Origin of the sequence: Paenibacillus sp. FSL R5-0749 (assembly GCF_038595085.1) — a bacterium.
GTDB lineage: Bacteria > Bacillota > Bacilli > Paenibacillales > Paenibacillaceae > Paenibacillus.
Map to the genome: position 1 here is coordinate 2693893 of NZ_CP152005.1, position 20708 is coordinate 2714600.

A 20708-nucleotide genomic window follows, 5' to 3' on the forward strand; every position below is an offset into this window, starting at 1 on the left:
ATCTGGCTGATACTTTTATATTCGCTGTTCCAAGTATGATAGGAAAAGAGAGAATGTTGGAATTAATAGTTCACTTGAGCGTTTGATAAGGAAGACTTCCGGTTAAGGAATAGTAACGTTCATATTAAGGAGAGATGTTACCTATGAAGAACGCGGCAAAACAATGGAAACTACGAATGATCGGTGCAGTTGTTGCTTTACTTGGCATGATTGTGCTGACTACATATTTGCTTACCCCTGCGAATGCTCAAGAAAGTGCAGATGCCCAACAGCCTTCTGACAAAGAAGCACAGGTTGCGAACTCCGAGATGTTTACAGCCTATGTTGAAGGTATGCACATGGAAAACGGCAAATTGTTTATGACAGTGGACAAGATTGGCTGGTATCAGGGTGAAGAAGCTGATGCGATTTTTGCACAGCGCAATCCGGAAGCGGGTATAGATGGTGCTCCAGATGGTTACTATATTGTTAATGATAGCAAAGAGCAGGAACAGGTTGAGGTTAGTGCCAATGCTGAAGTGTTGATGCAGTTGTATGATCGAGACGGCACGATGCAGGGCGCAGACATTCAATGGAATGAACCTGTGACATTATCCAAGTTCGAATCGTTGTATGAGAATACCCGTATTCTTGACCTGTCCGTATTCCCATATCATCTGACGGTGCAGGACGGAAAAGTGACCAAAATTGTACAGCAGTACATCCCATAAAATGAGAAGAAATTCATCATTCAAGCATTCCTCCGGTTCATTGGAACGGTGAGGGATGCTTTTTGGTTATGACAAATTCATGAAAGCGATTGTAATTAATGGTAGGTACATGTATCATTATTGGAATGGCGTTTTTACATAGTTCAGGAGGAGCCTCATGCTTAAAGACATGATTGCATTAACTAAACCCGGACTTCTACGGCTAAATGTGTTTGCGGTGGCGGTAGGGTTCTGGGTAGCTTCAAAATGGGATATCGCATGGTTATCTCTGCTCTTGGTCGTGATTGGATCAACCTTGGTTATTGCTTCAGCTTGTGTAATCAACAATTATTGGGACCGTGAATTGGACCAAAAGATGGAACGCACCAAAAAAAGGATGGATTACATTAACCATCTGAAGCCAGGGTTTGTACTTGGGTATGGCCTTGTCCTTGGTGTTGTTGGACTAGCAGTGCTGTATCTCCTGGTGAATCCGTTATCAGGCTGGATGGCATTGCTTGGATGGTTCGCTTACATCGTGATTTACACGATGTGGTTGAAACGCAGTTCAACGTGGAGCACGTCGCTCGGTGGAATTGCGGGAGCGATGCCACCTGTCATTGGTTATACATCTGTAACCAATGAAATTGATGCGGGAGCCTGGTTACTGTTCGCGCTATTGTTCCTCTGGCAACCACCGCATTTCTGGTCATTGGGTATTCGCCGGGTAGAGGAATATCGTGCTGCGGGGTTCCCCTTGTTGCCTGTCGTTAAAGGGGTGAAACGCACCAAGTTTCAGATGATTCCTTATGTTTTTCTGCTGCTTCCTGCTGTGTTCCTGTTGTATTACTACGACTATGTTGGTCTGGTATTTCTGATTGTATCTCTGCTCGGTGGACTGATCTGGTTCGTGCATACACTTAGCGGACTGAAGACACAGGATGACGAGAAGTGGGCAAAAGTAAACTTTCTGATCTCGGTGAACTATCTCATGCTTGTATTTATTGTGATGGTCGCGAATACGACATGGTCATAATCAAGTGCTGAACAGAACGTTTTGAGAAAAATTTCACCTTAAGCTATATAAATTGAACTGAACCTGGTTGTTCTGTCATCGGAGTGTCCAGCGGAAATATGCTTTAGTTCATTTTATATAACAGCCTGCACCGGATGAAAAAGCACACGATGGAATAGAGTTTGGACAACCTTCAGTTGTTGAAACATATTCTTAAGTGTGCTTTTTTGGTATAATAAAACAATTGAATCATATATGTGGAAATTATAATGCAAGATGGGAAGGGACATCATGAGTGATTTGGAGCAAGCCGTACGATGGAGGCAAGATGGCAAGGTGCAGGAAGCGATTGAGCTTCTGCAAGAGATTACAGGGCAGGAACCCGAGAATGCAAATGTTTGGTATCAGTTGGCTTGGGCACATGATTCACTTGGGTTAGAGCGAGAAGCTGTCCCGCATTATGAGAAGGCACTGAGTCTTGGGCTTTCTGGTGAGGATAGAGCGGGTGCAATACTCGGACTAGGCAGTACATACAGAACGCTTGGACAATACGAGCAGGCAAAGGCTTGGTTTGAAAAAGGGCTGAAAGAATTCCCGGCGTACCGGGAATTTGAGGTGTTCTATGCGATGGTGCTCTACAATCTGGGTGAACATGCAGAAGCGATGCAAAGATTGCTCGTGCAACTTGCAGATACATCTTGTGATAAGAGAATCAATGACTATAACCGAGCAATCCGTTACTACGCAGATCAGCTGGATCGGGTGTGGGAATAGATCGAATACGCAGAGAAGGAGATGGATGAATATGAACTCCAATCAAGATCTGAAACAGGTACATGAAAGGTTAGATCAAATTGAGCAGAAGCTGGATCACCTGGAAGGCAGCCAGCAGAACAAACGCTCACCTGGCGTCCGCTTCCTGAGTGGCTTTGGCATCACGATTGTGGTGATATTTGTACTGCTACTAATCCTCGGTGTTATCCAATTTGTGAGTAATGGATAGGAGCAATTGATTTTAACGAAAAACGTAATGATTTTCTGAATGTACTACTTACATAGTCGTACCGAGCCACATCTGCACCTCTTCAATGAAACGCCGCGTTGCTGGTGATAGATTGCCCAAAGCGGGGCAGGCCATGCCGATCGTGCGGTACGGATCTCCTGCGAGCGGCACGAGTGCGAGCGCATCAGTATGATTTTGTAGTACCATTTCCGGCAGCAAGCTGATGCCGAGACCATTACGGACCATCGCCATGATGGCTTGATCTTCTGCGACTTCATAGACAACATTGAGTTTGGCTGCATGCTGCCGGATCAGTCGTTCAATCTCGTTATCCCCGCCCCACTTGGGCAGAATAAAGGGTTGCTCCAGCAGAACATCAAACGAAACAGACTCCTCTGAGGCGAGAGGATGATCGAGAGGCAGGATGCACATCATCCTGTCTTTTTGTAATGGGATCGTCTCAAAAGGGGAGGAATCGCCAAGGGACAGGAATCCAAGGTCGATGGCACCTCCAGCCAGCCAACCCTCAATCTCAGCATAATCGCCCTCCCACAGCTTGATCTCAATTCCTGGATGACGTAGGCGAAATTGTTTCAGGATGCCCGGCAACCATTGTGTGGAGACACTTGCGAACGTACCAATACGCACCGTACCAATCTCTGCGCCGCGAATGAGGGAGATTTCCTGGTTCATCAGTTCCGTCCAGCGCAGAATCTCACGTGTATATCCCAGAATGCGTTCACCTTCAGCGGTAACCCGTACGCCGGAGCGGCCGCGATGGAGGAGTGAAAAACCACATTCAGTCTCGAGACTTGCGATGGCATGGCTGACTGCGGATTGGGTGACATTCAGCGCTTCTGCTGCTTTGGTGAGACTGCCATATTCCACGACGGTATTCAATATTTCATATTTGATGAGTGACATGAATAGTTCCGTTCCTTCCCATTTTGAATACATGAGTTTATTTCATATAATCTATTATAAATATTCATTTTTATAATGCAAAGAGATCGTATATACTTGCCAAGGCGAGTTAGTTTGACGCACGATCACACAGCTCAGAATACATAGAATGAAGGTTGAAGCAAGATGAATGGTGTACAGGTTAATCAAGGTCAGGCAACGAGAAGAGCGGACATCCAGATGCTGCTCGCAACGGTCATATGGGGATCATCCTATCTGTTTATGAAATCGGGCCTGGAGTCCATGCAAGAACTGAATCTGGTCGCATTCCGTTTTGGAATTGCCTTTATTGCGGCAGGGCTTCTGTTTCATCGGCGGTTGTTTAAGATGGATCGCAGAACACTTGTGGCCGGAGCGATTATGGGGACAGCTTTATTTGCTGCCTTTGTATTTATCACCTATGGTGTGCAACGAACAACGACATCCCAAGCGGGATTCCTCATAAGTTTGGCGGTTATTTTTGTGCCTATTCTGACAACGATCCAGCATCGCCGTATGCCGGACAAACGATTGACGCTCAGCATCCTCGTGGCAGTTACCGGGCTTGGCTTGCTGACGCTTCAACATGAGCTGAGTCTGCACACGGGAGATATTCTGTGTATACTTGCAGCACTGGTGTATGCCATCTATATTATGATTGCTGGCAAGTACACACCGAAGCATGATCCGTTAACGTTGGGAACCGTCCAATTGGGCGTTGCAGCGATGTGGGGAATTGCAGCTACATTCATGCTGGAGACGCCACGTATGCCCGATACGGCTGATTCCTGGGCAGCGATTCTCGGCTTAGGTGTATTATGTAGTGGCTTGGGGTATATTTTGCAGACGCTCGCACAACGTCATGCTTCACCGACAAGAACAAGTCTGATTTTTTCACTCGAACCACTGTTTGCAGCGGCCTTTGCATTTACCTTTCAAGGAGAATCGTTAACGTTGCAAGGATATGCAGGAGCAGCGCTGATGTTGGTCGGTGTTCTGATCACAGAGATCAAACTTCCACAGCCTGTCTTCTGGCGCCGAAAACGCCCGGTTTTACAGTCGGAACTCGGTGATCAGGGAGCACCAGGCATATAATTAAAGGACAAGGTTCTTTCTTCATCTTCTACAGAAGGTGGGGAGAGGGCTTTTTTTGGTTATGTCGTTCACGTTGCGTAAGAGATAATTGACGACCTAACAAAAAACAGAATAACATAACCTTGTTTTGTTGATTTTTGTTTTTTATGCTACACTGAATGAAAATTAGGAAAAACGGGTGAGTAGTATGGCCAAAAGAGTAACGATGCAGCAAATTGCGGATGCTGCGGGGGTGTCCAAATTTGCAGTCTCTCGTGCGCTGACGGGCAAGCCTGGTGTGAGTGAGCATACACGCGAGATGATCGTCAGAACAGCGGGTCAGCTCGGGTATTTCAGAACTGAACCGAAGCGTTATGCGCTGGAGACACAGATGTCATTGGAGATGAAGCCAGAAGTGAAGCGGCAAGGCACTATATTGATTTTGTTTCCTAACATTCGTTCTCAGAATCGATCCTCCTTGTACTGGGGGCCTGTGTTTGACGGTATTTCTGAGAGGTTGAATGAGAAGGGAATGGATATTTTAACACTGACGGAACCCTCTTCAGATCGAATGTTCTCGGTTCTTAATCCCGAAGCAATCAGTGGAGTCATTACCGTGGGCACCATCTCGACATCGGTATTGCTGGAAATTTACAGACTGCGTATTCCACTGGTCATGGTGGATCATGAAGACCCCACCGTATACGCAGACTCGGTTTTTACGGACAATATGAAATGTATGAAAGAACTCGTTCTCATGCTTGTTGGAAAAGGGTACAGAAGGTTCCAGTTTGCCGGGCAACTGCCCGATGCGGCAAGTTTTCGAGAACGCTGGCTTGGATATCGTACGGTGCTGGAAGAGAAGCAGGTGGCAGGGGAACAGCAAGAAGGTTTGCTGGGCGCGGAGTACGAACAGATTCGGGGCTCCATTGCCGAAATGAAGCTGGAGGACATCCCTGAAGTCATTGTGTGTGCGAATGATCATACGGCTGTTATCGTAATTGAGGCACTCCGAAGCCGGGGCATTCAGGTTCCTGAACGCTGTGCCGTGACCGGTTTTGACAATACGCAGACAGATGAACCCATCCTTGCTTCAGTGCATATCAACAAAGAGAATCTGGGCACCAGAGCGGTAGATCAGCTGTTGTGGCGGATTCAGCATCGGGACGAACCTTATGAACGCAAGTTGATCTATTCGGAATTAATTATTCGAGATGAATATAACGCCAGTTTAGAGTGATATGGTAGGACGTATTGAGTCATTGTAAAAACAAGCATCCAGGTAAATAAGTTAAGTGAAGAGACATGGAGCATTAGAGCTTCATGTCTTTTTGTTATGCAGAAACTATTTAACAAATTAAATTACAAAACAGATTGACTATAAGAAGCATATCGTGTTAATTTTGTTTTGTAAGTTATTTGTTTTTATACTAACAAAACCTAACAAAATATTGGTTAACAACTCTAACAACAATGGAGGCTGTCATGAGCACAATACAATCACAGGTTTTTCAGAATTGGACGTTCACGGCTTGCGAAGATCAAGAATGGATGCCGGCTCAGGTGCCCGGCTGTGTGCATACAGATTTGCTGAAGCTGGGCAAGATTCCAGATCCTTTTTATGGAACAAACGAGAAGGAAGTACAGTGGATTGATAAGATAGATTGGGAATATCAGACGGAATTTGACGTGGCCGAAGCGTTGTTCTCCCAGGAACATCTGGAACTGGTGTTTGATGGCCTGGATACATATGCGGATGTGTATGTGAATGAGGTGCATGTGTTATCCGCAGATAATATGTTCCGAGTATGGAAGGCAGATGTAAAAGCTGTATTAAAGGAGAACGGCAATAACCTTCGAATACGCTTTCGGTCGCCGATTCAGGAAGACCTGCCGAAGCTGGAGAAGCTCGGATATGCGTTGCCTGCATCCAATGATCAGTCCGATGTTGGCGGACTTGGCGATAAGAGAGTAAGTATTTTTGCCCGTAAAGCGCCGTATCACTATGGTTGGGACTGGGGTCCGCGTTTTGTAACGAGTGGGATCTGGCGTGAAGCACGCCTTGAAGGTTGGACACAGGTACGAATCAATGATGTGTATATCCAGCAAAACGAAGTAAGCGCTACCTCAGCTTCATTAACGGCTGTTGTGGAAGTCGAGACATCACAAGCGGTAGATACGATTATTCGTATCGGCGCAGATGGACAGAGATGGGAAAGATCCGTATCGCTACAACCCGGAACTCAGACTGTGGAGATTCCAATCTCCATTGATGAACCGAAACTGTGGTGGAGCCGTGGGCTTGGTGATCCGCATCTGTATACTTTCCTTGCTGAAGTGCTTCAAGGTGAACGGGCTGTTGCTGAATCTACAGTGAAGACAGGGCTTCGTTCCATTCGTTTGGTACGTGACAAAGATGAAGCGGGAGCCTCCTTTTACTTTGAATTAAACGGCGTTGCGGTCTTTGCCAAAGGGGCAAACCATATTCCGAATGATAGTTTCATCACCGAAATTACCCGTGAACGTTATCGTCATGAGATCGTATCCGCAGCCGAGTCCAATATGAACATGCTTCGTGTGTGGGGTGGCGGGATCTATGAGCAAGATGACTTCTATGAACTGTGTGATGAATACGGCATTCTGGTATGGCAAGACTTCATGTTTGCATGCAGCATGTACCCGGGAGACGAAGCGTTCCTGAACAGTGTGAGACATGAGGCGATTGATAATGTGAAACGTCTGCGCAACCATCCAAGTATTGCACTCTGGTGTGGGAACAACGAGATTGATTCGGCTTGGGCTCACTATGTTGAGAATGGTGGCTGGGGTTGGAAAAAGGAATTTACTGCCGAGCAGCGTGAGAGCATTTGGGCCGATTACGAAGCCATCTTCCATGATCTGCTGCCAGAAGTCGTTGAAGCGTATGCTCCAGGTGTGGATTACTGGCCTTCTTCACCACTTGTATCCCTGTCAGGGGATGAGAAGCAACATGCTCACCCGTCCACAGCCGAAGGTGATATTCACTATTGGGGTGTATGGCACAATGTAGAACCGTTCGAAAACTACAACGTGCATGTGGGTCGTTTCATGAGCGAATACGGATTTCAGTCGTTCCCGGAGTACAAATCAGTCCGCACGTACGCGGAAGAAGAGGATCTGGCGCTGGAATCAGAAGTCATGCTCGCCCATCAGAAGAATGGGGCAGGCAATCGTCTGATCAAACAATACATGGATATGTACATGCATGAATCGAAGGATTTTCCATCGTTCCTGTATATGAGTCAGGTACTTCAAGCGGAAGCGATGAAGACCGCGATTGAGGCGCATCGTCGCCGTAAACCATTCTGTATGGGCACACTTTACTGGCAAATGAATGACTGTTGGCCTGTGGCTTCATGGGCAGGAATGGACTATCTTGGTCGTTGGAAAGCATTGCAATATTATGCGAAACGCAGCTTCAGCGATGTGTTGGTATCCGTAGATGGAACCAAGGAAGATACGACAGATATATATATCATCTCGGATCTACTTGAGCCAGTGAAGGGTCAATTGCAGGTTAGACTGATTGGATTCGATGGCACGGTGTATCGTGAAGAAAATCATGAAGTAACAGTGGCTTCGAACTCGGGTCAGCAGGTGTTATCCCTAAGCCAGGCTGAATGGCTGGAAGGACATGATGCAGCAACAACGTTGCTGCGGATTGATCTGAAGCAGAATGACGCAGCGGACATTGTGCAGGAGCATTACTTTGCACCATCCAAAGATCTTGCGTTGAATCCTGCACACATTAAAGTAACTGAAGTTTCGGATGAGGCTGGTGCCCATCTGGTGCTGGAAAGTGATGTGCTTGCCAAACAGGTATGGATCGCTTCAGAAGCGGAAGGTGTATTCTCGGACAACTTCTTCGATCTCATTCCTGGCATCCCGGTGAAGGTGCAGTTTACTTCCAGAGAAGGGCTGCAATCTGCCGATGCGGCTTCCAATACAGGACTCATTCAGGTTCGTTCCATGGCTGACTTTATCAAACGATAATCGGGCTTAACATCAGGACGGTTGAGATCTCTCATAAGAGGGATTTCGACCGTTTTTATTTTTGCGGCATCCAGCAAAAACGGAGGTAGGCTTCAAAGATGATGCCATCATTGCTATAATTGATAATCATTATCAATTGATAAGTGGGTTTGTAGTCACAATGCTATGAATTGTACATGATTGGCACTTAGGAAAGGGAGTCTATATGGGAATTCAGAATGACATCAAGCTGTGGGATCAGGTACAGGTTCGTGTGCTTGATGTGCGTCTTATATCACTGGAAACCAACGAGTTCATACGTAATTATGTGTTACCGACCAGTGCATTTGTGTATGTTCAAGGCAGGGGGCAGGTGTGGCTGGATGAAGAGGTATGGACCACAAGCCAGTTCTTGCTGCTGCACGGAGGAAAAGGAAGGCGTCTGACCCTTGAAGCGACCGGGGTGACAGAGGTGCATCTGATTTTATACAAATCCACGCTGCCATCCAACGTGCTGTTGGAGTACCGAATGATGCTGAACCAGCGCAATCCGTTTGAAGAGTCCTGGGCGACAGCCCCGGATCATGCACTTGAGCTGCGCGAGCTTGTTCGGAATATACATGAATGCTGGTCAGAGCAGGAGCAAATGGGCAAAATTCAGGTCAAAGTGTACTTCTTTCAACTGGTACAGATTGCATTGTTACAGCGGAGTCGCATGCTTAACGAAGTTCAGCAACCTTCGCTTACCGATCAGGTTTTGCGATATATCAAAGCTCATTATCGGGAATCGATCTCGCTTGATTCGCTTGCCCAGTCCTTGAGTTACAGTCCGCAATATGTATCACGCAAATTCAAGGAGCAGACGGGATGTACACCGACAGAATATGTGATTCGGTTACGAATGGGTGAGGCAAGGAGTTTGCTTGCATCCTCGCAAGCTTCATTACAGGAGATTGCTGCGTACGTGGGTTATATGGACCCGTTCTATTTCAATCGCATATTTAAAAAAGAGACCGGCATTACACCGGGACAATATCGGTTGAAGCAACAGGAGCATTCGAAACCAGTTTCAAAAAGTGCATTATATGCAACAAATGAATCCATTGTAACAGGCCGGGAGGAACGTTATCCTTTAATTGATGATGATAATCATTATCAATATATTGGAGATGAGGAAATCCATATGTTTAACCATTTCAAATCAGCGATTATGTCGCTTGCGCTTGTGCTCACATTGAGTGCTTGTGGAACAGCCCAGCAGGGGGCAGAAACATCCGAGGTCGCGGCTGAACCCGAACAACCGGCAGTAGTAGAAACCAAAATGGTCAAAACGACCTTTGGTGAGGTGGAGATCCCTGCACATCCAGAGCGAGTGGCGGCTATCGATTATCTGGGAACTGTGCTTGCTCTTGGTGTCAAACCGATCGGTGGGGGGCAATTTCTGATGAACAGTCCCTATCTGGAAGGTCACATGGATGGTCTTGCAACGATAGGGGATTCCGTTGAACAATTGATGGAGCTGGAACCGGATCTCATTATTACATTGAATCCCGACAAGGCCGCGTATGAGAAATACAGCAAGATTGCACCAACGGTTTCGATTGCATCAATCACTTTCCCCACACTGAAGGACGAAGTGAACTATTTCGGTGAAGTCCTGGGCAAAGAAGCGGAAGCAGAGAAATGGCTGGCTGATTTCGGTGAGGAGATTGCCAAAATCAAGCAGAAGGTTCAGAGCGTTGTCCCAGCTGGCGTTACATTCTCCGTGATGCAGGAATATGATCGCCAAGTTTTCATTTTTGGCAATCAGTCAGGCCGGGGAGGACGTAATATCTATGAATTGCTTGGTTTGCAGGCACCAAAGAACATTCCATCCGAGTTGATGCAGGGCGCTTATCATGAATTTTCGATAGAATTGCTCTCCAAATACGCGGGAGATTACATTGTTCTGACCAGCAATTCTCAACTGAAAGACCTTCAGGCAGATCCAGTCTGGGGTTCATTACCTGCTGTCAAAAATGGAAGAGTGTACATATGGACAGAAGAACAATCCTGGTTCCGTGACCCCATCGCCTTGCTGAAACAGACACAGGATCTGGCTGAATGGATTATTGGACTTCATACACCGTCTAAGTAAGGAACGGTCGTCTTGCCCACAGTTAAAGGCCCGAGTGCAACGGCAAATGCACAGCGGGCCTTTTTCGTTTCATGAAACCATGTATTTTTAATTCATGATGCTTATTGTTTGGAATCATGAAATCATGGAATCTTTGAATTATTGAATTTCCAGGATCTCGATCGCATAACCATCCAGGTCGAGATGAGGTCCTTTCGGTTTCCCGTCCAGTGCACTGGTATATGAAGCATGGAGTTCAATGGAGGCAGGTTCGGGGCTCAGATTCAGAATAAAACGGAACGTTCCATTCGGACCCGAGCGGGTGGTCACCTGTATGCCATGTGACAAAGTCTGAATTCCGGCAAGGTCACAACCTTCTGCGATGCTTCGCAATAACTGGCTCAAGTACGCTTCTTCCGGCTGGGTTGCCACATAATAGACTTCACCTTTACCCCAGTGATTCCGGGTGACAGCGGCACTTTCGGCATAAAATTGATCGGCATACACAGCGACCGGCTGTGCAGTGTCCAGTTCCAGTACATCCACCCATTGGGAAGCGTTATATAGACGGCCTTGTTCGTCACGAATCTGAACGGTATCCCCGCCAACAGGATCATACTCCGTAACCCGCACACCACTACAGTCAGATAACAGACCTGGGAGCGGTGCCATGACACAGACGTTATTGTCGTTCTTGACACCCGTGCGATGGGTTAACACCAAGATGCCTCCGGTTGCTGCAAAGGATTGCAGATATTCTGCTGTAGTCTCATCCAGCAGGTACAGATGCGGAGCAATGATGATTTTATAGCCATCCAGTGGCTCCGAAGGGTGTATAACATCCGTACTGATGCCCAATTTGGTCAACGCGCGATGCCAGACCTTCATATTTTCGTAGTATTCCAGTCCTTCGGCTTGTGGCTGAATTCGAAGGGCGTTCAATTGATCATGCGAATGCAGAATCGCAACTTCATTATGCAATGTTGAACCCTGTAGTCGCTCACTGAGTCTGTTCACTTCGGTACATAGCTGTTGAAACTCCTTGAAACGTCGGCCCGGAACATTGCTGTGATCAATCAGCCCATGCCAGAACTGCTCCGCTCCCACAGGTGCACTCCGCCAGCGGAAATGCACAACCGCATCGGCTCCACGAGCAATCGTCTGCCAAGCGTAAGCACGCAGGAAGCCGGGCTGCGGTGTACGCCACATCGGGAACCAGCATCCCGGAGGGCCGCTCAGCTGCTCCATGATCCAGAAGTTGCGGCGTTTAATGCCGCGTGTCAGATCCAAAGAGAGCGCGCCGCTGTATGGTGCGGTATCTGTTTTGTTCGGTGAAGGGTTCGGATAATAATCAAAAGAAGCGAAGTCCAGCTCCTGACCGATTTTATACTGATCCGCCTTTTGCGGATAACTGTGAAAATTATGGGTGACCAAATGCGCAGGACAATTGCGACGAATAATCTCGACCTGAATATGTTGAAATTCCACAATGGAATCCGATTGAAAACGGGAGTAGTCCAGCAGGAATGAAGGGTTCTGGAACGAGGAGCCTCCATACGGCGGCGTAACCTGTTCCCAATCGCTATATTCACCACTCCAGACGACAGTCCCCCAAGCTTGGTTTAGCTGATCCAGACTGTGGTAGCGAACACGAACCCATTCACGAAAAGCTTCGGCACAAGCGGCGCACTGACAATCCGTGAAGCTGAATTCGTTATCGGTCTGCCAGCCGATGATTGCCGCATGTTCAGCATAGCGCTCAGTCAGTTTTTGCACAATTCTTGCACTGTATGTTCGCATACTGGGACTGTTATAACAGCGATGACCCCGAATGCCTTCGTGATATGGTTGACCATTTGGAAGCAAAGGCAGGACATCAGGACATTTTTCCGTAAGCCAGCGTGGGGGTGTCATGGTTGGTGTACCAATTACAATTTGCAGCCCATGACGATGTAAGGTATCAATCGCTTGATCAAGCCATGCCCATTCAAATTGTCCATCAGTGGGTTCCATTCGGCTCCAGGCGAACTCACCCACACGCACAATGCGCACTCCGCTGTCAGCCATTAAACGGGCATCCTGTTCCCACAGGGAAGGGTCCCAATGTTCTGGATAATAATCCACGCCCATTTGTACGGGAAGGTATGTATTCATATCGTTGTTCTCCTTTAGTATAAGCATCATGATCTTGTGAATTTTGCACGAGTCTATTTCATTGTATACTGGATAATAACAAGGGAATATAACAACATGTTGCGACAGGATATCATGATCTTGCTATTTAGTATCTCCATATCCTATACGTAACCAGGGGGTTGAACATATGCGAACACATTGGTTTATGCCTGAGCCGGGATTCGCCGGGTACACCTGTTATCCGCTGGCCTATGGAAGATATCTCGATCCAGAGCATGAGGAGCATCGTCCAGACGGGATACGGGAATACAATCTGCATCTGATTTTCAGTGGACAGGGATATGTCAGAACAGAACAGGGAAACGTGCGGTTGGTGGCTGGACAAGGTTTTCTATATGCACCAGGACAAGCTCAACATTATTATGCTGATCCCTCGGATCCTTGGGATGTCAGATGGATTCATTTGCAAGCCTATGATCTGGAGCGATTGCTGGACCTCCGCAGTCCAGACAAGGTTTGGCTGTTTTCATTTTCAGGATTCGAACGCTTCGAGGCGCTGCATGAACAATTATGTCAGCTTGGTAGACATTATGAGAGTGTGCATGAACCCAGATTATCTGCCGTGCTGTATGAGTTACTGGTGGAACTTACAAGAAATTCGGAGTCGCTGGCGGGGACTTCTATACTGAGTCATCAGGATACGATTCGTTCAACGGCCGATTACATCCGTCGTCATTGTACGCAACCGCTCAGTCTTGCCGACATGGCAAATACCGCGGGATACAGTGTGTATTATTTTAATCGCATGTTCAAAAGCATCATGGGGGTTCCCCCGGGCCGATATCTGCTGGATTGCCGTATGCTGGCGGCGAAGAAAAGTCTGGCCGATTCAGATCTGACAGTGAAGCAGATTGCTTCCCAATGCGGATTCACGCACAGCAGTTACTTTATTCGTATGTTTCGTACTTACATTGGAATGACGCCGCAGCAATTCAGGCTGCTCTATAGATCAGGTAGTGGAGAGGCAGACGCCATATCAGCAGAGGACTGAATCCACATTAAACTCAAAAACCGTGCTGCCCAGTATGCTGAGCGGCACGGTTCTCTTATGCTTATGTATGACTGAACAGTAGAGGGGATTAGCTGCCTGACGCAGATGAAATAGCGTTGTGTTTGCCGTATAAGAGTTATTGGTTCTTTTGTTCATTCTGAATTTCTTGCAGATCCGTAAGTTGTAGTGAAAGGTCATTCTCTGGGTTTGCGCTCACAATGACTTCTGACTGAGATTGTTGCTGGCCGGGTTGATTCGACTTGCCGGCAGGTTTGATCACGTAGAGACTCTGAACGGAGTTGAGCAGGCTGGCGGGGGTGTCTTCATACGTTTCTAAGAAAAGTACATAGTCTTTGGCAGGGATCAGCTTGAGGTTGTCATCATTAATAATTTCGGTGTTGCCCAATTGTCCGCCAAGTTGCTTCACTTCAATGTTCTCCCCGGCCTTGTAAATGCCCTTATAGGATTCGACAATCTGAATGGTATGGATCGTATAGATTTTGTCAAAAGAAGACGGCTCTCCACCCGGATCGGACGCGGGGGTCAACTCGTTTTCATTCACAGCATCGGTAACGTGTACGATATCGTTCATAGCCTCTACACGAGTCTCAATAACACTACCCTTAACAATGGTGTTTGCTCTCTCGGACAGGTCGCCAATGCTGGCATAACTCGGGTAATCTTCAGAAGCAATAATGGTCATGGGTGCATTCGACGAGGAAGCAGTAGGTGTAACAGAAGAACATCCAACAGCAGACAGAATGAAAATGGAAGAGAGAAGCAGTATTAATACTCGATTTTTGTTCATGGACAGGTATCCTCCTTGGATTTTGGGATGAGATCGTAATGGATTAGTACTTGGATCTTACGTTATTGATATCAAAAGTCTGAGGTTTGGTCATGGAATTGCGGTTGCGGGAGTATGACATAATGGAAGGGCTTGTTGTTGTTGGGTTGTCACCGAGCCAGATGGAGTGACCGAGTTCGTGGACGAATACGCTTTGAATGAAGTTGGATAAGTTGGTCGCGTCAGGGGTGATGGTGGATGCATTGAGTTCGATGCGGAAGCTTACGACTTGACTGCCGGATACAGAGGCGTAGTTGACACCATACGCTGTGTTATTGAAGTTTCCTACGGTGATGGTATTAGGGGAATTACTTGTTTTGGTGAATTGAACTTTGGCACCAGCATTGTTCCAGTTCGCGAGGGAAGCGTCCATAGGGGCCTGCCATGCGGAGGTGTAGTTATACGTGCGAATGGGGATGGTGGTGCTGGGATAACCGTAGGTCAGAAAGGTCGCTGCATAGATGGTACTGCCGAACATCGCAATTGCCGAGAACAACATGATGCTCATCAATAACTTCCTTTTCATACTAAAAACCTCCAATAAATGTATTTTAATCTCTATTATAGTAACAAGGAATAGTTAGATTGAAATGAGTCCGAGGTCATTGTTTTTGTCGTGAAAAACATGAAATAACGCTTGTTCAGACCCTAATGGTGTCAAAATAAGTCATTTTCTGTTCAATATGCATGCATAATTTCCCTGAAGTTACAAACAATACATCCAACTTCTCACAGGGAAAGGTAGTGCTTGAATATGTGCAACCGTTTTTCATTGGCAGCCGATTTGGACGAAGTCAGAGATCATTTCAAGATTCAGCGAGTGATGTATTATTACAAAAACCGATACAATATCAGCCCAACCCAGCATACGCCGATTATTTTACATCAGGATGGCGAGCGTGTATTGGATGAGTTTCGGTGGGGGTTCATACCATTTTGGGGTCGTGATGCCGTTAACGCGAATCTCATGACGGTGCATGAGAATCCTTCCTATTACAAACTGGTAGAGACCAAGCGCTGCGTTATTCCCTGCAATGGACTATATTACTGGCGGCAAGAGGGCAAGAAAAGTTATGCAGTTCGTGTTGTCATGCCAGATCGCGGTCTGTTCGGCATTGCTGGGTTATACGAGGTGTGGAGAGATACACGTAAAGAGCCGCTTCGTACCTGCACGATGCTTATGACAGGCGCGAACATGGTTACACGCGAGTTTGGCAGTAAAATGCCGGCGATCCTCTCCGAAGAAGAGATCAATACTTGGCTTGACCCGGCGAATACACGGGTGACTCAATTGTTACCGCTATTGAAATCGTATAATAGTACAGAGATGAATCTGTATCCAGTCACCCCAATGGTCGCCAACGATGAACACGACTGTTACGAGTGCGTAGAAGAGATGGATCAGAAGCTGGCTTACGTTCGGAGTTTCTGAACATCCATTGGATAGCGTGAAGGACTTGGGATAGAATGAAGAAGATGAAGGGGCCGAGAGTCTGGAGACACTCTGCTCTTTTTTCTTTCTGAAAATGAAAAGTTGCAATTGCAGTCAAACGTAACTATAATCATTACAGTAAGTGAACGCATATATTCATATATCTATTAAAAGAGATATTTATAATCAGGAGGGAACCACGAATGAATCCAAAGTTTAACCAGATGTTTGAACAAGTTTCACTGCCGACTGGTATTACACTGAAAAACCGTATCGTGCTCGCTCCCATGACTCATATGTCCTCGAATGCGGATGGTACCATATCCGACGCTGAACTCGCCTATTATGCACGACGCACCGGTGGGGCTGGCATGTCGATTACGGCTGTAGGGCATGTAACCGAGTATGGCATTGGTTTCCCCGCTCAATTTGGTGTCTATGATGATCGCTTCATTCCTGGTCTGAAAAAATTGGCTGAAACCATGAAACAACAGGGCTCCGTTGCCGTATTGCAAATTTTCCATGCGGGCCGTCTGACGCCTGAACAAGCTGTACCTGCGGGTCAAGTAGTTGCTCCTAGTGCGGTTGCGAGTGAGCGTCCAGGTTCGCCTGAACCAAGAGAATTGACGGATGCCGAGATTACTTCCATTATCAAAGACTTTGGTGAAGCGACACGTCGTGCAATTGAAGCCGGATTTGATGGTGTTGAGATTCACGGTGCGAACGGTTATCTGATCCAGCAATTTTTCTCCCCGCATTCCAACCGACGTGAAGACCGCTTTGGCGGAAGTGTGGAGAAACGTCTTACTTTCCCGCTTGCTGTCGTGGATGAGATTCAGAAAGTAGTTGCCGAACATACCAAACTGCCGTTCATCATTGGTTACCGTTTCTCCCCGGAAGAACCGGAAACACCGGGACTTACAATGGAAGATACGTATGCACTGGTGGATGCATTAAAAGATAAAAATCTCGACTACCTGCACGTTTCCCTGAACGAATTCTGGTCCAAGCCAAGACGCGGCGAAGCCGATACACGTTCAAGAATGGAATTCATCCTGGATCGAGTGAACGGCAAATTGCCTGTGATTGGCGTAGGTGCGATTCATACGGCTGATGAGGCCGCTGAGGCCCTTCAAACGGGAGTACCTTTGCTTGCCATTGGACGTGAACTGATTATTGAACCGGATTGGGTCGAGAAAATCGAGAGCGGACGTGAAGAAGATATTGCAACGATTCTGACGAAATCGGATCAGGAACGTCTGGTTATCCCTGACGGGTTGTGGAATGCAATCATCCACACACCGGGTTGGTTCCCTATGGCAGAAGATAAATAATATACACTTCAGAACTAAAATGGAGGGGGCGAAAGCTCCCTCCTTTTGCACATGATCCAAATTCTCCTTGTCATCGCTCTGTGGTATGATGGATGAACAGGATCAACTGGATAATCAACGGTTTGGAGTGAAGGAAGATGCTCGTAGCTGAACGGTATGAGAAAATAGTGGAATGGGTGGATACGCAAGGCAGTATGCGTGTAACCGAACTTAGTGAGCGCTGCGGGGTGACAGAAGAGACGATACGTCGTGATCTGGACAAGCTCGAACAGGCGGGCAGGCTCAGAAGATCCCATGGCGGGGCGGTCAGCGTAAAATACAAGGAAGAGTTACAGTCGGAGATTCCGTACCCGGAACGGGCTATAGCCCATGCAGAAGAGAAGCGCAGAATTGCAAGCGAAGCGGTGAACATGGTGGAATCCGGCGACCGGATCGCCCTGGATGCAAGTACAACGGCGTGGTATATGGCGGCAGGATTGCCGAATATTCCACTGACGGTATTAACTAATTCGATTAAAGTGGCCGCAGAGCTGAGTAACAAGGAGCAGATTCGTGTGATTGCCACAGGTGGGCAGTTGGCTTCGAAGTCACTGTCTTTTGTAGGACCGCTGGCGGAACGTTCGCTTGATGCGTATCATGTCGATAAAGTGTTTTTGTCTTGTAAAGGGGTGCATCTGACTAAAGGCATCAGTGAATCGAATGAATTACAGGCCTTGGTGAAGCAGAAAATGATCCAGATTGCGGATGAAGTCATATTACTTGCCGATTCCAGCAAATTTAATATACAGGCATTTACCAGAGTCGCTGAGATAAGCAGTGTGGCGAAAGTGATTACAGATCAGGCTGTAGATGAAGAGCAAGTTAACGCATTAATCGAGCAAAATATTACGTGTATACGTGTGTAAATCAGAAAGGAATGAAGTGTCATGAAACATCCTTTTCATCTGAAAGCAGTATGGAATGGTGGACGTAACAGTGAGGGAACAATCGATGCGGGTGGATTAAAAACGGTCATATCGATTCCGCAGGAGATGGGCGGACCCGGTACGGGAACCAACCCGGACGAGATGCTGCTGGGTGCAGCCTCCACCTGTTACCTGATCACACTGGCTGCAATGCTGGAGCGTTCGGATATTACGCCGGATGAATTGACGCTTGAATCGGAAGCAACGGTAGATGTTACGAATAACGTATTTACGTACGAACGGATCGTACATAGACCCCGGATTGTACTCAGCCAGGATGCTTCAGAGGCGGATATAACCAAGGCTGAGCGCTTAGCGCACAAGGCTGAATCATCCTGCATGATCTCCCGAGCAGTGGCAGGTAATGTCCAGATGGAGACACAACCGGTCATTATTACTACAGGAGCTAACGCGGTGTGATATACTGAAGAATAGACGATTCAAGTTGTCATTTGTGTAAAATAAGGAGTCATTCGGTATGAACACACAGAAGCGCAAGACTAACCGCTGGGTACGTTTAACACGTGCTATGAAGCTGAATTTTCTCAAATTGTTACGTGCTCCCGGAGGTGCCCATAAAGTATCCACCGGATTTGCCATAGGGTTCGGATTGGAATTGATCGTGATCTCGACCGCTTCCCTGATCTATCTCATATTTTATCCCATTGTACGACTGTCTGGCGGTTCGATGCCCGCAGCGATTGTTGGTAATGTGATTGGTAAACTTACGTTTTTACCTATTATACTGATGCCGCTCGCCAAACAAATTGGTTCATGGATTTTGCCTGCTCACAGCATGGGACAGGGACTGGTACATGAGAGTGCATTCATGGAGCTGTTTCGTGGAAACTGGTCGGCCGTGAGCGAATTGTTGCTTGGTGGGCTGGATATTCTGGCAGGTATGTCCGTGTTCGGTGTCATTTTGGGCGTGATTTCGTATTTTGTCGTAAAATTCTTCTACGTCAGAGCGCTTAACCGGCGTTATGAACGCCGGCTGGAGAAACGCCGACAAGCGGATATCGCTTCGGTATCCCCTCCAGTGTTAATCAGGAAGCCATCACAATCATAATGGGCAGCATGAACATGGATGCAGCAGTTGTCCACAGAATACAGCGGGATACAAACTGCGGGGAAGCATTGAACTGTTCAGCCAAAATAACGGCGTTCACTGCGGTAGGCATGGATGCGAGGATCAGCAGCACACTGAACAACGTACCCTCGACCTGAAGCACGGTAAGAATCAGCCAGGAGAGGATCGGCGCAGCTGCGAGACGCACCACAAGTCCGGTCCAGAAGGCTCGGCGTACATTGGGCAACCAAGGTACCGTTGCCCCTTTGGGTCTGAGCATCTGTGCCCCAAGAATGGCGAGAACGACAGGAGAATAGCCCGCAGCCAGCATGGCAATCCCTCCATCCAGTGCTTCAGGCAGGCTCAGATTGGACGTACGCAGCGCAATGGCGATGCCAGCAGCATAGATGGAAGGCATGCGGAAAACGGACAGAATCGCATTTTTTACCGTGAATTCGGATCTTGCGGCAAAAAAGATACCTACCGTATTAACAATGATCATCTGTCCAATAACGTAGACGGAAGCCTTGTCCAGTCCGAGCTGACCAAAGGCCAGCAGTACCAGCGGGAGCCCGTAATTCACGCAGTTCGTAAATGTGGAGACAAGGGTGAGACCCGCTTTTTCGCTTGCACCCAGACGGAAAATCCGGCTTAACAGCTCGGCGAGTGCCCACAGGGCAATCAGATTGATGAGAGAGAACCAGAACGTGCTGGTTACGTCCGTCCAGGTGATCTCTGCATGCAGCAATGTATTGAAGATGAGCGCAGGGCTCAAAATATAAAGGGAAAAGGTCGAGAGCGACCGGGTATCCCAATTCTTGAAGCGTTTTAACAGAATACCTCCGATCACGGGAAGTGATATCGGCAAGAATACATGGTATAACGTGAGTATGAATGAGTGAAGCAATGCAGTTCAGTCCCTTCCGGATGAAAAACCTATTTTATCATAGCAGAAGATGAACCTCATATACATTGATTTCAGGATGATCATGTTGTAGTAATCGCCGTGCTTAACTGAGGATTT

Annotated in this window: 19 protein-coding genes; 14 read left to right on the top strand and 5 right to left on the bottom strand. The window is 47.2% G+C overall.

What is annotated here, in order from left to right; genetic code table 11:
• Positions 1-143 precede the first annotated feature (143 nt).
• From MKY85_RS12225 to MKY85_RS12240, 4 genes are all read left to right on the top strand, one after another.
• On the top strand, positions 144-710 hold the full coding sequence (locus tag MKY85_RS12225) for a hypothetical protein (protein ID WP_339260649.1): 567 nt from the start codon (positions 144-146) through the stop codon (positions 708-710).
• 157 nt (positions 711-867) lie between these two features.
• Positions 868-1725, top strand: coding sequence for a heme o synthase (gene cyoE, locus MKY85_RS12230; protein ID WP_339260651.1), 858 nt, complete (start codon positions 868-870; stop codon positions 1723-1725).
• A gap of 270 nt (positions 1726-1995) precedes the next feature.
• Positions 1996-2478 carry a tetratricopeptide repeat protein gene (locus tag MKY85_RS12235; protein WP_342572692.1) on the top strand — a complete coding sequence of 161 codons (483 nt, stop codon included), beginning with the start codon at positions 1996-1998 and terminating at the stop codon, positions 2476-2478.
• 31 nt (positions 2479-2509) lie between these two features.
• The gene (locus MKY85_RS12240) at positions 2510-2707 is read left to right on the top strand and encodes a hypothetical protein (RefSeq protein ID WP_339241922.1); all 198 of its coding nucleotides are present in this window, start codon (positions 2510-2512) and stop codon (positions 2705-2707) included.
• Positions 2708-2755: 48 nt separating this feature from the next.
• Here MKY85_RS12240 and MKY85_RS12245 read toward each other — a convergent pair whose 3' ends face one another.
• Positions 2756-3631, bottom strand: coding sequence for a LysR family transcriptional regulator (locus MKY85_RS12245; protein WP_342572693.1), 876 nt, complete (start codon positions 3629-3631; stop codon positions 2756-2758).
• Positions 3632-3796: 165 nt separating this feature from the next.
• On the opposite strand from MKY85_RS12245, the gene MKY85_RS12250 reads away from it, so the two are divergent.
• The 4 genes from MKY85_RS12250 (at position 3797) to MKY85_RS12265 (ending at position 10871) form a co-directional block, all read left to right on the top strand.
• Complete coding sequence (locus tag MKY85_RS12250; RefSeq protein WP_342572694.1) at positions 3797-4744, top strand: DMT family transporter; 948 nt, start codon at positions 3797-3799, stop codon at positions 4742-4744.
• A 187-nt stretch (positions 4745-4931) separates the two neighbouring features.
• Complete coding sequence (locus tag MKY85_RS12255) at positions 4932-5963, top strand: LacI family DNA-binding transcriptional regulator (protein ID WP_342572695.1); 1032 nt, start codon at positions 4932-4934, stop codon at positions 5961-5963.
• A gap of 245 nt (positions 5964-6208) precedes the next feature.
• Positions 6209-8755, top strand: coding sequence for a glycoside hydrolase family 2 protein (locus MKY85_RS12260; protein WP_342572696.1), 2547 nt, complete (start codon positions 6209-6211; stop codon positions 8753-8755).
• A gap of 205 nt (positions 8756-8960) precedes the next feature.
• Positions 8961-10871 carry an AraC family transcriptional regulator gene (locus MKY85_RS12265; protein ID WP_342572697.1) on the top strand — a complete coding sequence of 637 codons (1911 nt, stop codon included), beginning with the start codon at positions 8961-8963 and terminating at the stop codon, positions 10869-10871.
• A gap of 138 nt (positions 10872-11009) precedes the next feature.
• On the opposite strand, the gene MKY85_RS12270 is transcribed toward MKY85_RS12265, so the two are convergent.
• Complete coding sequence (locus tag MKY85_RS12270; RefSeq protein WP_342572698.1) at positions 11010-13004, bottom strand: beta-galactosidase; 1995 nt, start codon at positions 13002-13004, stop codon at positions 11010-11012.
• Between the two features lie 169 nt (positions 13005-13173).
• Here MKY85_RS12270 and MKY85_RS12275 point away from each other — a divergent pair, with 169 nt between their 5' ends.
• A complete protein-coding gene (locus MKY85_RS12275; protein ID WP_339260666.1) occupies positions 13174-14037 on the top strand; it encodes an AraC family transcriptional regulator in 864 nt (287 codons plus the stop codon).
• A 136-nt stretch (positions 14038-14173) separates the two neighbouring features.
• Here MKY85_RS12275 and MKY85_RS12280 read toward each other — a convergent pair whose 3' ends face one another.
• Together MKY85_RS12280 and MKY85_RS12285 are read right to left on the bottom strand one after the other, a co-directional pair.
• Entirely contained in the window at positions 14174-14845 is a 672-nt protein-coding gene (locus MKY85_RS12280) for a hypothetical protein (RefSeq protein ID WP_342572699.1), read from the bottom strand.
• A 43-nt stretch (positions 14846-14888) separates the two neighbouring features.
• Positions 14889-15410 carry a hypothetical protein gene (locus MKY85_RS12285; RefSeq protein WP_342572700.1) on the bottom strand — a complete coding sequence of 174 codons (522 nt, stop codon included), beginning with the start codon at positions 15408-15410 and terminating at the stop codon, positions 14889-14891.
• A gap of 228 nt (positions 15411-15638) precedes the next feature.
• On the opposite strand from MKY85_RS12285, the gene MKY85_RS12290 reads away from it, so the two are divergent.
• The 5 genes from MKY85_RS12290 (at position 15639) to MKY85_RS12310 (ending at position 19684) form a co-directional block, all read left to right on the top strand.
• Positions 15639-16316, top strand: a complete 678-nt coding sequence (locus MKY85_RS12290; RefSeq protein ID WP_091016984.1) for an SOS response-associated peptidase — start codon at positions 15639-15641, stop codon at positions 16314-16316.
• A gap of 203 nt (positions 16317-16519) precedes the next feature.
• Complete coding sequence (locus MKY85_RS12295) at positions 16520-17650, top strand: NADH-dependent flavin oxidoreductase (RefSeq protein ID WP_339241941.1); 1131 nt, start codon at positions 16520-16522, stop codon at positions 17648-17650.
• 137 nt (positions 17651-17787) lie between these two features.
• Positions 17788-18555: a DeoR/GlpR family DNA-binding transcription regulator gene (locus MKY85_RS12300; RefSeq protein WP_342572701.1), complete on the top strand. Its 768-nt coding sequence runs from the start codon at positions 17788-17790 to the stop codon at positions 18553-18555.
• Between the two features lie 21 nt (positions 18556-18576).
• Complete coding sequence (locus MKY85_RS12305) at positions 18577-19035, top strand: OsmC family protein (protein ID WP_342572702.1); 459 nt, start codon at positions 18577-18579, stop codon at positions 19033-19035.
• Positions 19036-19093: 58 nt separating this feature from the next.
• Positions 19094-19684, top strand: coding sequence for a DUF2062 domain-containing protein (locus tag MKY85_RS12310; protein ID WP_339241946.1), 591 nt, complete (start codon positions 19094-19096; stop codon positions 19682-19684).
• Here MKY85_RS12310 and MKY85_RS12315 read toward each other — a convergent pair.
• Positions 19662-20591, bottom strand: a complete 930-nt coding sequence (locus MKY85_RS12315; RefSeq protein WP_342572703.1) for an AEC family transporter — start codon at positions 20589-20591, stop codon at positions 19662-19664. The genes MKY85_RS12310 and MKY85_RS12315 overlap by 23 nt on opposite strands.
• Between the last annotated feature and the right edge of the window lie 117 nt (positions 20592-20708).